Origin of the sequence: Streptomyces sp. NPDC020422, from assembly GCF_044386705.1 — a bacterium.
Classification (GTDB): Bacteria; Actinomycetota; Actinomycetes; order Streptomycetales; family Streptomycetaceae; genus Streptomyces.
Genome location: NZ_JBIRVJ010000017.1, coordinates 1 through 13,389, shown reverse-complemented (window position 1 = coordinate 13,389; position 13,389 = coordinate 1). Strand labels below are relative to the sequence as shown.

The 13,389-nt window shown below is 71.7% G+C and carries 11 protein-coding genes; 6 read left to right on the top strand and 5 right to left on the bottom strand.

Translation table 11 applies throughout. From position 1 onward, the window contains the following. Positions 1-14 precede the first annotated feature (14 nt). Together ACH414_RS33390 and ACH414_RS33385 are read right to left on the bottom strand one after the other, a co-directional pair. Positions 15-1,097 (bottom strand): sugar phosphate nucleotidyltransferase, encoded by a 1,083-nt coding sequence (locus ACH414_RS33390; protein WP_391770445.1) that lies wholly within the window; start codon positions 1,095-1,097, stop codon positions 15-17. Between the two features lie 114 nt (positions 1,098-1,211). After that, complete coding sequence (locus ACH414_RS33385; protein WP_398944781.1) at positions 1,212-2,543, bottom strand: peptidoglycan recognition protein; 1,332 nt, start codon at positions 2,541-2,543, stop codon at positions 1,212-1,214. A gap of 138 nt (positions 2,544-2,681) precedes the next feature. Here ACH414_RS33385 and ACH414_RS33380 point away from each other — a divergent pair, with 138 nt between their 5' ends. From ACH414_RS33380 to ACH414_RS33365, 4 genes are all read left to right on the top strand, one after another. Then, positions 2,682-3,434 (top strand): TIGR03089 family protein, encoded by a 753-nt coding sequence (locus tag ACH414_RS33380; RefSeq protein WP_382549087.1) that lies wholly within the window; start codon positions 2,682-2,684, stop codon positions 3,432-3,434. A 247-nt stretch (positions 3,435-3,681) separates the two neighbouring features. Continuing rightward, the gene (locus ACH414_RS33375) at positions 3,682-4,806 is read left to right on the top strand and encodes an LCP family protein (RefSeq protein WP_398944779.1); all 1,125 of its coding nucleotides are present in this window, start codon (positions 3,682-3,684) and stop codon (positions 4,804-4,806) included. A gap of 256 nt (positions 4,807-5,062) precedes the next feature. Then, complete coding sequence (locus ACH414_RS33370) at positions 5,063-6,757, top strand: LCP family protein (protein WP_382549091.1); 1,695 nt, start codon at positions 5,063-5,065, stop codon at positions 6,755-6,757. Between the two features lie 56 nt (positions 6,758-6,813). After that, positions 6,814-8,541 carry an LCP family protein gene (locus ACH414_RS33365; RefSeq protein WP_386570537.1) on the top strand — a complete coding sequence of 576 codons (1,728 nt, stop codon included), beginning with the start codon at positions 6,814-6,816 and terminating at the stop codon, positions 8,539-8,541. 66 nt (positions 8,542-8,607) lie between these two features. On the opposite strand, the gene ACH414_RS33360 is transcribed toward ACH414_RS33365, so the two are convergent. Further along, complete coding sequence (locus tag ACH414_RS33360) at positions 8,608-9,624, bottom strand: glycosyltransferase family 2 protein (RefSeq protein WP_382549094.1); 1,017 nt, start codon at positions 9,622-9,624, stop codon at positions 8,608-8,610. Between the two features lie 236 nt (positions 9,625-9,860). Here ACH414_RS33360 and ACH414_RS33355 point away from each other — a divergent pair, with 236 nt between their 5' ends. Further along, positions 9,861-11,234 (top strand): LCP family protein, encoded by a 1,374-nt coding sequence (locus ACH414_RS33355; protein WP_382549096.1) that lies wholly within the window; start codon positions 9,861-9,863, stop codon positions 11,232-11,234. Between the two features lie 22 nt (positions 11,235-11,256). On the opposite strand, the gene ACH414_RS33350 is transcribed toward ACH414_RS33355, so the two are convergent. Further along, on the bottom strand, positions 11,257-11,790 hold the full coding sequence (locus tag ACH414_RS33350) for an acyl-CoA thioesterase (RefSeq protein ID WP_382549098.1): 534 nt from the start codon (positions 11,788-11,790) through the stop codon (positions 11,257-11,259). A 131-nt stretch (positions 11,791-11,921) separates the two neighbouring features. On the opposite strand from ACH414_RS33350, the gene ACH414_RS33345 reads away from it, so the two are divergent. Continuing rightward, positions 11,922-13,214, top strand: coding sequence for an LCP family protein (locus ACH414_RS33345; RefSeq protein WP_382549100.1), 1,293 nt, complete (start codon positions 11,922-11,924; stop codon positions 13,212-13,214). A gap of 87 nt (positions 13,215-13,301) precedes the next feature. Here ACH414_RS33345 and ACH414_RS33340 read toward each other — a convergent pair. Then, positions 13,302-13,389, bottom strand: an 88-nt coding sequence (locus ACH414_RS33340; protein WP_157846636.1) for an acyl-CoA dehydrogenase family protein, incomplete at its 5' end; no start/stop codon positions are given.

The following is a 13,389-nucleotide window of genomic DNA, read 5'->3' as shown; positions in this document are numbered from 1 at the left end:
GTCGCTCGTGCGGGCTACTGGTCCGAGGAGAAGCGGACGGCGGCCTGGGGCAGGGTGGCGTGGCACCAGATCCTGATGCCGTCGCGCAGTTCGTTGTCCGGGCCCACGTCCGCGCCGTCGCCGATCACCGCGCCCGTCAGGACCGTGCGCGCGCCGATGCGGGCGCCCGCGCCGACCAGGGAGTCCGTGATGACCGCGCCGGGGTCCACGATCGCGCCCGCCAGGACCGTCGAGCCGGTGATCCGGGCGCCCGCCCCGATCACCGCGCCCTCGCCGATCACCGTGCCGCCGGTGAGCTTGGCGTCGGGGGCGACCCGGGCCGAGTCCAGGACCAGGCGGTCGCCGCAGCGGCCGGGGACCGCCGGGGACGGGGCGCGGCCCAGGACCAGGTCGGCGGAGCCGCGGACGAAGGCCTGCGGGGTGCCGAGGTCCAGCCAGTAGGTGGAGTCGACCATGCCCTGGAGGTGGGCTCCGGAGGCGAGCAGTTCGGGGAAGGTCTCGCGTTCCACCGACACCGGGCGGCCCGTCGGGATGGTGTCGATGACCGAGCGGCGGAAGACGTACGCCCCCGCGTTGATCTGGTCCGTCACGATCTCCTCGGGCGTCTGCGGCTTCTCCAGGAAGGCCGTGACGCGACCGGTCGCGTCCGTCGGCACCAGGCCGAAGGCGCGCGGGTCCTCGACCCGGGTGAGGTGCAGGGAGACGTCCGCGCCGGAGGAGGAGTGGCTGTCGAGCAGGGCGCGGATGTCCAGGCCCGTGAGGATGTCGCCGTTGAAGACCAGGACCGGCTCGTCGGGGCCCGAGCGCAGGTGGGAGGCGGCGTTGCGGATGGCGCCGCCGGTGCCGAGCGGGTCGGTCTCGGTGACGTACTCGATGTGCAGCCCGAGCGCGGAGCCGTCGCCGAAGTACGGCTCGAAGACCTCAGCCAGGTACGAGGTGGCCAGCACGATGTGGTCCACGCCCGCCGCGCGGGCCCGCGCGAGCTGGTGGGTCAGGAAGGGGACACCGGCCGCCGGGACCATGGGCTTGGGCGTGTTGACCGTCAGGGGACGAAGTCGCGTGCCTTTGCCGCCGACCAGGAGGATCGCTTCTGTCACCTGTCGTCTCTGCTTCCTGTTCGGGTCCGGTCTCAGCCGCCGGGGCAGGGCTCCGTTCGCCCGTCCGTACGATATGACCGGTCAGTTTATGCAGATGGTTGAGTCCCCGGCCCCTCAGCGCCTCCCCTGGTACTTCGCCGAGGCCGACCGGGCCGTGCCGAGCTTCCCGTACAGGCGTCCGCCCGGGCATTCGGTCGCGAAGCCGTCCCGGTGTCCGGCGATCACGTTGAACCTGACCTTTCTGCCTTTCTTGTAGAGGTTTCCGCCGCCGGATGTGAGATACGTCTTGCCCTTCGGATTCACCCCGTGCAGCCCGAGTTTCCACGCGGTCAGCCGTGCGACGGCGTTCACGGCGGCGGCCGGCGGGGTCGTGCCGCCGTAGGTGCCGAGCACGGCGACGCCCATGCTGTTGTTGTTGAACCCCATGGTGTGCGCACCCAGCACGGGCTTGGCCACTCCCCCGGCGCGGCCCTCGTAGATGTTTCCGCACTTGTCGACGGCGAAGTTGTAGCCGAAGTCCCGCCAGCCGCTGCTCTTCACGTGGTAGCGGTAGATCGCGCGCAGCACGGAGGGGGCCTGGGCGCAGGTGTAGCGGTTGCCGGTCGCGCTGTGGTGCACGAAGACCGCCTTGATCGTCTTCGTGTAGACGAAGCCCTTCTCGCGCAGCCTCTCGTCGGCCCCCCAGCCCTTGCGGGTGATGATCCGGGGACGGGGGCCGATGTACGGCTTGGCGGCGGCGTCCGGGAGCTGGGCGAGGGTCTGGGCGCGGGTCAGGGGCGGGAGCTCCAGCGCGGCGGACGGGGCCGCGGCCGCCGCCGCCGGCGCCCGGACGGCCTGGATCGCCCGGTCCGCCGGGGCCGCCCGGTCCGCCACGGCCGCCGGATCCGCCGGGGCCGCCGCGTCCCCCGGGGCCCGGCCCGGGTCCACCAGCTCCAGGCGCAGGCCCTCGGGGAGCCGGGCCGCCCGGCCCTCCTCCGGGACGACCCGGAGCTCCACGCCGTCGGAGTCGCCGACCCACAGCGGGGCCGTCGAACCGTGCAGCGCGCCCGAGTGGCCCTCGGCCGTGCCCGGGTCGGCGCCGTGCTCGTCGTTGTGGGTCTCCACGGACTGCCAGTCGGACCAGCCGCCGCCGGTGGCCCGGGTGCGGACCTGGACCGTGCCGTGCAGCGGGGCGTGGACGTCGTCCCACACCACGCCGACGAGGGAGAAGGGTCTGACGTCCCGTCGGGTCAGCCCGCGGGCGGCTCCGGCCGCGGAGCCCAGCACGCGGTCGCGCGGGACCGCGAGGGGTTCGAGCGGGAGCGACTGGGTCGAGCCGGCCGGCTCGGCCGCGGACGGCGGGACGGCGGCGGGGGTCGCGGCGCCCGCCGGGGCCGTGAGGGCGAGCGGCAGCGCGAGCACCGCCGCGCAGCTGACGGCGATCGAGGAGGCGAGGTTGGCACGCATGGGCCGATCGTCCGTACCGGGCGGCCCTCGCGCGCGTCGGGATTCCCCACCGAAACTGACGGGCCGTCGGGCCGACCGGAGGACCCGGGTCACCGGTACGGCGGACCCCGCGCGGGCCTCGCGCGTACGCTTGCCCGCGTGAACGCCAGCGACCGCACCCCCGCCGACCTGCTGCGATCCGCGCTCGCCGCGGACCCGGCCCGCCCCTTGGTCACTTTCTACGACGACGCCACCGGTGAACGCGTGGAATTGTCGGTGGCCACCTTCGCCAATTGGGTGGCCAAGACGGCCAACCTGCTCCAGGGCGAGCTGTCCGCCTCCCCCGGCGACCGGCTCGCGCTGCTGCTGCCCGCGCACTGGCAGACCGCGGTCTGGCTGCTCGCCTGTTCTTCCGTCGGGGTGACGGCGGAGCTCGGCGGCGACCCGGGCGACGCGGACTACGTCGTCGCCGGTCCTGAGGGCCTGGAGGCGGGCCTGGCCTGCTCGGGAGACCGGATCGCGCTCTCCCTCGCCCCGCTGGGCCGCCGCTTCCCCGCGCCGCCCGCCGGGTACGCGGACTACGCGGTGGAGGTGCCGGGACAGGGCGACCGGTTCGCCCCGTTCGTCCCGGTCGATCCCGGTGCGGCCGCCCTCGTCGTCGACGGTACGGAACTGACGGGCGCCCAGCTCGTCGAGCGCGCCCGCGCGGACGCCGCCGAGCTGGGGCTCGCACCCGGCGCACGGCTGCTGTCCGGGCGCCCGTACGACGGCTGGGCCGGGCTCTCGGCCGGGCTCTACGCCCCGCTGGCCGCCGGCGGCTCGGTCGTCCTGTGCCGCAACCTCGACCGGCTGGGGGCCGAGGGGCTCGCCAAGCGGGTGGAGAGCGAGCGGGTGACCGTCACGCTCGCCTGACCCGGCACCGGCCGGGCCGGCCCCGGCTGCCGTCCTCCCCCGCCCGCCCGTCCACCCTCGTCCCGCACCCGTCCCACCCGTACGGCCTATCGACGCGCCGAGTCCCCGGGTCCCGGGGACCACTCCGGTACATGATCGGCCGGGGGGTGCACGCCTTCCGCACAACCAAGCGCCGGTACCGGTCGTCTCCTTCAGGGAGACGACGCCTGAACGGTGCGCCGAAGACGCCTCGAGGACGGACTCAGACGTGACGGACAGCGCAGACACGCCCGGGAGGCACAAGAGGCACTGGCTGCGCTGGACCGCTCTCGGCCTGGCGGTCGTGGTCCTCGCGGCCGCCGGGGTCGGCTGGTGGTTCTACCGCAAGCTCGACTCCAACATCACCACGGACACCACGGCCGCGGCCGAGCTCCTCAAGTACGAGAAGGAGCGGCCCTCCCCCGCCGTCAACGCGGCGCGGAACATCCTGCTCATCGGCTCCGACACCCGGGCGGGCGCCGGGAACGCGAAGTACGGACAGGACAAGGGCACCCAGCGCTCGGACACGACGATCCTGCTGCACCTGTCCGGCGGCGGGGCCTCGGCGACGGCGGTGTCCCTGCCGCGCGACCTGATGGTGACCATCCCCAGCTGCGCGAAGCCGGACGGGAGCCGGACCACGGAGCAGTTCGCCCAGTTCAACTGGGCCTTCGAGTTCGGCGGCACCGCCTGCACGATCCGCACCCTGGAGAAGATGACCGGCATCCGCGTCGACCACCACATGGTGATCGACTTCCGGGGCTTCAAGAAGATGGTCGACGCCGTGGACGGGGTGGAGATCTGCCTGAAGGAGCCGATCGACGACGCCGACGCGCATCTGAAGCTGCCCGCGGGACGCCAGACGCTCCACGGGGAGCAGGCGCTCGGCTTCGTGCGGGCCCGCAAGTCGATCGGCAACGGCAGCGACACCGAGCGGATGGACCGCCAGCAGCAGTTCCTCGGCGCCCTCGTCAACAAGGTGCAGAGCGACGGCGTCCTGCTCAACCCGACCCGGCTGTACCCGGTGCTCGACGCGGCCACCAAGTCGATCACGACCGACCCGGGACTCGACTCGCTGCGGGACCTGTACGACCTGGCGCGGTCGATGCGGGCGATCCCGACGGAGAAGGTGCAGTTCCTGACGGTGCCCCGGCGCCCCTACTCGTACAACGCGAACCGGGACGAACTGGTACAGCCGGACGCCGACCGGCTGTTCGCCGCCCTGCGCGCCGACAAGCCGGTGACCGTACGGCCCGCGGGCAACGAGAAGCCCGACGAGAACGGGAGCACGCCGAGCCCGTCGGAGACGGCCTTCCCGGGGCGGAACGCCGCGGACGGGAGCTGCACGGGGTGAAGGGGGCGGGGGCGCGGTGACGCGAAAGGCAAAGCAGGTGTCAAGGGGAGGGACGTGCAGCATGAGGTTTGAGCAAATTGCCCGGTTGTAAGGGGCGTGGAATTTGTCACGGACGTCGCCCCACGCTGAACTGGGCGGATAGTGTGACGCGATCCGGTGCTCCCGACCTCGTGGTCGCGCACTCAATGGATCGAACGACCGAGCGCCCGAGGGGGAGGCGCTTCGCGTGTGGCACCGACGGAGGACTCGAGTAACCGTGGACGCGCACAGCCGTGGACGGGCGGACGAGATCGACCCCGCCGACCAGTGGGTTCTCAACCCGCAGACCGGCAACTACGAACTGCGACTGGACCGCTCCGCTGGGCAGTCGCAGCAGGCTCCGTCCTACCCTCGCTCGGGTGCCCGCAGCACCGAGACGGCGCCGCCCGTTCCCGGACAGCGGCGCCGGCGGGTGGCCGAGGACGGCGGACCGCCGCCCGCGAGCCGCCGCAAGCGCAAGCCGGGCAAGTCCAGGAAGAAGAAGGTCCTGCTGTGGACCGGCGGCACGATGGCCTTCGTGCTCGTCGGCGGCGCGGCGGGCGCCTACGCGCTCTACAACCACTTCGACGGCAACATCAAGACGGTCGACGTGGCCGGCGCGGGCAGCGGGGGCTTCCGCAAGGACGAGGCCTTCAACATCCTCCTGATCGGCACCGACAAGCGGACCGGCGAGGGCAACTCGGGCTACGGCGACGCGAACAGCCCCGGCCACGCGGACACCACGATCCTCTTCCACGTCTCGAAGGACCGGACGAACGCCACGGCGATGTCCATCCCGCGCGACCTGGTGATCGACATCCCCGAGTGCGAGACGAAGCAGCCGGACGGCTCCGTCAAGAAGATCCCCGGTCAGACCTCCGAGCGCTTCAACGTCAGCCTCGGCCAGTCCGACCGCGACCCCGGCTGCACCATGCGGACCGTCAAGGAGATCACCGGACTGACCGTCGACCACTTCATGATGGCCGACTTCAACGCCGTCAAGGAGATGACGACGGCCGTCGGCGGCGTGAAGGTCTGCCTGGCGAAACCGGTGAACGACCCCAAGTCGCACCTCAAGCTGCCCGAGGGCGAGTCGACGATCATGGGCGAGCAGGCCCTCGCCTTCGTCCGTACCCGGCACAGCTTCGGCAACGAGAGCGACCTGGACCGCATGAAGGTCCAGCAGCAGTTCCTCAGCTCGATGATCCGGCAGATGAAGTCGGACGACACGCTCACCTCGCCGACCAAGCTGTACGAGCTCGCCGACGCCGCGACCAACGCGCTCACCGTCGACACCGGGATAGGGAGCATCTCCAAGCTCAAGTCCCTGGCCCTGGAACTCGCCAAGATCGACACCAAGAACATCACGTTCCTGACCATGCCGGTCATCGACAACCCGAACGAGCCCCGGCCGGTCACGGTCGTCCCCGACCCGGTGAAGGCCCCGGAGCTGTTCGCGATGATGCAGTCCGACACCTCGCTCACCGAGGTGAAGAAGAAGGACGCCGACGCCAAGAACGCCCAGGCGCAGGCGCAGGCGGCACTCCTCAAGGGCGAGCGCTCCACCGCCCGCGCGGTCCGCGTCGACGTGTACAACGGCAGCGGCATCCGCGGTGCGGCGCAGTCCACGATCAACTGGCTGCAGAACGAGCACGGCGTGACGAGGTCGACCAACAAGAGCAACGCCCCCGAGAAGGCGGCCAGGACCACGCTCACGTACGCACCGAACCAGGCCGATCAGGCCCGCAAACTGGCGGACCTGATGGGTCTGCCCGCCTCGGCTCTCAAGCCGGGCACGCAGGACGCCGGGGAGCGCGAGCCCATGACGCTCGTCCTCGGCGCGGACTTCAAGGGCGCGGGGGTGCCCCTCACCGGTCCGGCGAAGGCGCCGGAAGGTGCGCAGACGGCAGACAAGCAGGTGTGCGCGAAGTGACCCGGACCGATCCGGCCTCGGGCCGCGGCCGCACCTGAATGACGAGGAGACCTGGGGTGGGACAGAGCAGCGTGCGACGGGAGGGGGCGCAGGAACGCGCCCCGCACGCCCGCGACTTGGGCTGGGACGAGAGCCTCTACGACGGTACGGAGGCGGAGGCCGGCCCGGGTGCCGGTGTGCCCCGGTCCCGGCGTGCGCCCGGCGGCGACGGCGACGGCGGCCAGGGCGGCGGCCGTTCGGGCCACCGGCGCGGCGGATCGCGGCGGCGTGCGAAGAAGGCCGGCAAGCGCAAGGTGCTGCGCTGGGTGGCGATCACGCTGTCGCTGCTGATACTCGGCACGGCCGGCGCCGGATACCTGTACTACGAGCACCTCAACGGCAGCATCCGCAGCGGTGGACGCGCGGGCGGCGAGAGCGGCGTCAAGAAGGGCGCCCCCAACGCGCTCGGCGACACCCCGCTGAACATCCTGCTGATCGGTTCGGACGACCGCTCCGACCCCAAGAACGTGGCCCTCGGCGGCGGCAAGGACGACCGGGACCGCCCCCCGCTCGCCGATGTGCAGATGCTGCTGCACGTCTCGGCGGACCGGAAGAACGCCTCGATCGTCTCCATACCGCGCGACACGATCGTCCACATCCCCAAGTGCAAGGGCGAGGACGGCAAGGAGTACCCCGCCACCGACACCAGTCCCATCAACGAGACGCTGGCGCGCGGCGGCGCCGGCTGCACGCTCACCACCTGGGAGAGCATCACCGGGGTCTACATCGACCACTGGATGATGATCGACTTCGCGGGTGTGGTGTCGATGGCCGACGAGGTCGGCGGCGTCCCGGTCTGTGTGAAGACCGGCGTCTGGGACCGGTCGACCAAGCGGGTGCACGGCGGTTCCGGCCTCCAGCTGCCCGCGGGCACCACCGAGGTCCAGGGCGAGCAGGCCCTGCAGTGGCTGCGCACCCGGCACGCCTGGGGCAACGACCAGGGCCGCGCCAAGGCCCAGCACATGTACATGAACGGCCTGATGAAGAAGCTCCAGGGGCAGAACGCCTGGACCGACACCGGGCGCCTCCTGGGCCTCGCCGAGGTCGCGGTCAAGGCCTTCCAGGTCTCGGACGAGATCGGCACCGTGAAGAAGCTGTTCGACCTGTCGATGCAGCTGAAGAACGTGAAGCTGGACCGGCTGACGACGGCGACGGTGCCGACCACCGAGTGGGCGCAGAACGACCAGAAGCTGGTCATGGTGAAGAGCTCCGCCGACAAGATGTGGTCGATGCTCCGCGACGACGTCGCCTTCGACAAGAACGGCGAGCCGGCCGGCGGCAAGCCGAAGGGCTCGACGCCGCCGAAGCCGAAGACGCCCGCCGAGGAGCCCGGCTCCTTCAAGGTGACGGTCGTCAACGGCACCGCGGGCGACGGCGAGGCGGCCACCGAGGGCCGGGCCGGCACCATGGCCAAGAACCTGCGGGAGAAGGGCTTCACCCAGGCCGAGTCCTCGCAGAGCGCCGAACCGCGCAAGGACAGCGTGGTCCTCTACCCGAAGGCCGACGGCGACCAGGGCAGGGCGAACGCCGCCTCCGTGGCCAAGTCCCTGGGTCTGCCCGACTCGGCGGTGCGCGCCGACGCGAAGGCCGAGAGCCTCACGCTGGTGATCGGCTCGGACTGGCGCGAGGGGTCCACGTACAAGAAGCCGAAGATCGCGGCCGGCGACCTGCCGGAGGGCGCGGACGACAAGGTGGCGTGCATGGACGTCTACTCGGTCTACAAGTGGAACGGCAAGAAGGGCTGACGCCCGCCCGGGAAGCACGAAACGGCCGGGTCCCCGCGGGGGCCCGGCCGTTTCCCGTGCGTGCGGTCAGACCGACTCGGTCGACACCGCGGGGCGCTTGCTCGCGATGACCTTGCGGGCCAGCGAGCGCGGGCTGGTGAGGAAGCCGAAGCCCCACGACATGTGCATCGTCGCGAGGGCCACCGGGATCTGCAGCCGGGCCTTGAGCGAGAGGCCCTTGCCGGCCGGGACGGAGCCCGCGGTGATGGCCGCCAGATAGCCGGCCGGGATCACGAAGCCGAGCGGGCTGAGCGTGGCGCCCACGACCAGGCCCGCGGCGATGGCGCAGACGGCGGTCGGGGGCGCGAGGTAGCGCAGGTTGATGGAGCCCTCGTGGTAGCGGGCCACGACGTGCCGCCAGCGCCCGTAGTCCTTGTACTGCTTCGCCAGCGCCCGCACGGACGGCCGGGGGCGGTACTGGACGCGCAGCTCGGGCGAGAACCAGATCAGACCGCCGGCCTCGCGGATGCGGAAGTTCAGCTCCCAGTCCTGGGCGCGGATGAACTCGACGTTGTAGCCGCCCGCCCGCTCCAGCGCCTCGCGGCGGAAGACGCCCAGATAGACCGTCTCGGCCGGGCCCGCGGCGCCGCCGGTGTGGAAGGCCGCGTTGCCCACGCCGATCTTCGAGGTCATCGCGGCGGCGACCGCGTCCTCCCAGGCGTTCTCCCCCTCGGCGTGCATGATGCCGCCGACGTTCATCGCACCCGTCTCCTCCAGGAGGCGGACGGCCGTCGCGATGTAGTTCGGCGACAGCATGCCGTGGCCGTCGACGCGGACCACGATCGGGTGCCGGGAGGCCTTGATCGCCGCGTTGAGGGCGGCGGGGGTACGGCCGGTGGGGTTCGGCACGGTGTGGACGCGAGGGTCCTCGCGCACGAGCTCGGCGGCGATCTCGTCGGTGCGGTCCGTGGACGGCCCGAGCGCGATCACCACCTCCATCTCGCCGTCGTACTCCTGCTCGAGGATGTGACGGACCGCGTTGCGCAGGTGCCGCTCCTCGTTGAGGACCGGCATGATCACGGAGACAGGGGGATTGGCGTTCATCGTCCGACACGTTACCGCGAACGGGGGACACCGGTGCGCGCCGACGGAGCCGCTCCACGGTGCGCTGATCGTATGGGCCTACGGTGCTCACGGTCCCCTTGTCACACCCGCGGAGGTGTCCTCCGGTGCCCACACCGCCCCGCACGCCCCGACCCCGGCCCGCAGCCCGCCCCGTACCCGTCCGTCGGCGGCCGGGACCAGGGAAGCGGAGGAGGCCGAGGCGGCCGCGGTGGGGGATGCGGATGGCGACCACGCTCTCGGTGGTCGTGCTGGCGGCCGGGGGGATCGGGCACGCCGTCGTGACGAGCCTGGACACCGGCATCACCCGGGTCGACCCCTTCAAGGACATGAAGAACCGCCCGCAGGCCGGGCACGGGATGAACGTGCTGGTCGTCGGCACCGACGGCCGGGACCGGATCACCCCGGAGGAGAAGGCGAGGTACCGGCTCGGCGGCGCCCCCTGCCACTGCACGGACACCGTGATGCTCGTGCACATCTCCGAGGACCGGGAGCGGGCGAGCGTCGTGTCGCTGCCCCGCGACTCGTACGCCGAGATGCCCGAGCACACCGACCTGACCACCGGCCGGCACCACCACGCGCACCCGGTGAAGCTGAACGCCGCGTACGCCGAGGGCGGGCCCGGGCTCACCGTGCGGACCGTCGAGTCGATGACCGGGGTGAAGATCGACCACTATCTGGAGGTCGACTTCACCAGCTTCATGAAGACGGTCGACGCGGTCGGCGGGGTGCAGATCTGCACGACCAAGCCGCTGAAGGACTCCTACACCGGGCTCGACCTGGCGGCCGGCACCCATGAGCTCGACGGCGGCCAGGCGCTGCAGTACGTGCGCTCCCGCCATGTCGACGGGGCCGCCGACATCGGGCGGATGCAGCGCCAGCAGAAGTTCCTCGCCGCCCTCATCGACCGCCTCACCAGCGGCGGGGTGCTGCTCAACCCGGTGCGGTTCCGGGAGGTCGCGACGACCACGCTGAGCTCGGTCCGGGCCGACCAGGGCTTCGGTACGGAGCAGCTGTTCGCCCTGGCCAAGGCGATGCACGGCTTCACCCCCGCCTCGTCGGAGTTCGTGTCCGTGCCGATCGGCGACATGAGCTTCCCCGTGAAGGGGATCGGCTCCACGGTGAAGTGGGACGCGGCCAAGGCGCAGAAGCTGTTCCAGTCGCTGCGCGAGGACCGGCCGCTCACCCCGCGGCGGCCGCCCGCCGCCAAGGGCCCGCGGCCGGTGGACGTGGAGGTGGCGCCGAAGACGATCCGGGTGCAGGTCTACAACGGGACGCGCACGGACGGGCTCGGCGGGCGGGTGGACGCGGCGCTGCGGGCGACCGGCTTCGACACCACCAGGGCGCCGCGGACGGGCTCCGGGCGCGAGACGGCCCGGACGCTCGTCGAGTTCGATCCGCGGTGGGACCGCTCGGCGAGGTCGCTGGCGGCGGCACTGCCGGGGGCCGAGCTGCGTGCCGTGCCGGGGCAGGGCGGGACGCTGCGGGTGACCGTGGGCTCGGACTACAAGGGGGTCGCGGCGGTGCGCGCCCGCGAGACGCAGTCGGGGCAGTTCGAGGCGGTCACGGGGGACCAGGTGGTGTGCCCGTGACCCCGGCCGGACGGGGCCCGGACTACTCCTCGTAGCCCTCCGCCGCGCGGCGCTCCCGCAGCTCCATGATCGCGCGGCGGCGGGCCAGTCGGTGGGTCCGGCGGATCTGGGCCTCCTGGTAGCGGCGCTTGTCGCGCTCCGACTCCGGGATGACCGGGGGGACCGGGCGGGGCTTGCCGTCGCCGTCCACGGCCGCGAAGACGAGGTAGGCGGAGCCGACCTGGGTGGCGGGCGTGGACTCGTTCCAGCGCTCGGCCATGACCCGCACGCCGACCTCCATGGAGGACCGTCCGGTCCAGTTGACCTGGGCCTTCACATGCACCAGGTCGCCGACCCGGACCGGCTCGAGGAAGGCCATCTCGTCCATGGAGGCGGTGACCGCGGGCCCGCCCGAGTGGCGGCCCGCGACGGCGCCCGCGGCGTCGTCCACCAGCTTCATGATCACGCCGCCGTGCACCGTGCCGAGGAGGTTGGTGTCGTGGCTCGTCATGATGTGGCTCAGCGTGGTGCGGGACGCCGAGGTGGGCTTGCCCGGGATGTCGCCCTGATCTGTCATGCCCTCTACCTTATGCCTGGTCTGCGGGCCGGTCCCGGCGCGGTCCGGTTTGCATCAGCTTGGCAACAGCGCCGACCCGATTCCCCACCCGCCCTGTCGGCCCGGCGGGGCCGGACGGCAGACTGGTCCACATGAATGACTGGCCCGAGGGTGGGAACGACGCGCAGCCCGAGGGGCCTCGCCGGATGCGCCATGTGCAGCGCCCGCAGGTCCCCCCGCAGCAGCCGCAGCAGCAGTACCGGCAGCAGCGTCAGCAGCAGCCGCGACAGCAGCAGTACGACCAGGGCTACAACCCCAGCTTCACCCAGGCGCAGGGCGCCGGCTACGACTCCGGCTACAGCTCGGGCCAGGTCTACGGCTCCCCGCAGGGCGGTGGCGGCGGTCAGGGCACCGTGCCGCCGCAGTACGCCCCTCGGTCGGGTGGCGCGGGGGGCGCCAGGCCCGTCGACTGGCGGCGCCGGATCAAGATCGGCTCGATCGTGCTGGCCGTCGCCGTGGTCGGCTGGAGCGTCGGCACGTACGCGTGGGCCAGCTCGCGGATGCGCAACGAGGTCGACCTGTCCAAGGTCATCGAGCGCCCCTCCGAGGGCGACTGCACCACGTATCTGATCGTCGGCTCCGACAGCCGTGAGGGCATGTCGGCCGAGGAGAAGAAGAAGCTCCACACCGGCTCCGCCGAGGGCAAGCGGACCGACTCGATGATGATCCTCGCGGCCTGCTCCAGCGGGAACACGATGGTCTCGCTGCCCCGTGACTCCTGGGTGACGATCCCGTCCTTCGTGGGCTCGGAGTCCGGCAAGAAGTACGCGGAGCGCGGCGGGTCCAAGCTGAACGCCGCGTACGCGATGGACGGCCCCGAGCTGCTCGTCCGCACGGTGGAGTTCAACACCGGGCTGCGCATCGACCACTACGCGGAGATCGGCTTCGCCGGCTTCGCGAACATCGTGGACGCGCTCGGCGGTGTCGAGCTGAACATCGAGAAGGGCTTCAAGGACAAGAAGTCCGGCGCGAACTTCCAGTCGGGCACCCAGACGCTGAACGGCGAGCAGGCGCTGGCCTTCGTGCGGACCCGCTACGCCTTCGCCGAGTCGGACCTGGCCCGGACGAAGAACCAGCAGAAGTTCCTGTCCGCCCTGGCGAACCAGGCGGCGACGCCGGGCACGATCCTCAACCCGTTCAAGCTGTACCCGACGCTGGGTGCCGGCCTGGACACGCTGATCGTCGACAAGGACATGTCGCTGTACGACCTGGGGCAGATGTTCTTCGCGATGAAGGGCATCAGCGGCGGCGACGGCAAGTCGATGAACATGCCGATCAGCGGCACCGCCCCGCAGAACTCGCTGCGCTGGGACATGCCGAAGGTCAAGCAGCTGGTCGAGCAGATCCGCAACGACGAGCCGGTCACGGTCACGTCGGACCGCTGACCGCCGACGGGCAACCGGCAACCGCCGAACGCCGACCGGATCGCAGGGCCTCCCCTCAGGGGAGGCCCTGCGGGCCGTTACGGGTGGTTACGGGAGGTTGCGGGCCATGACGATGCGCTGGACCTGGTTGGTGCCTTCGTAGATCTGGGTGATCTTGGCGTCGCGCATCATGCGC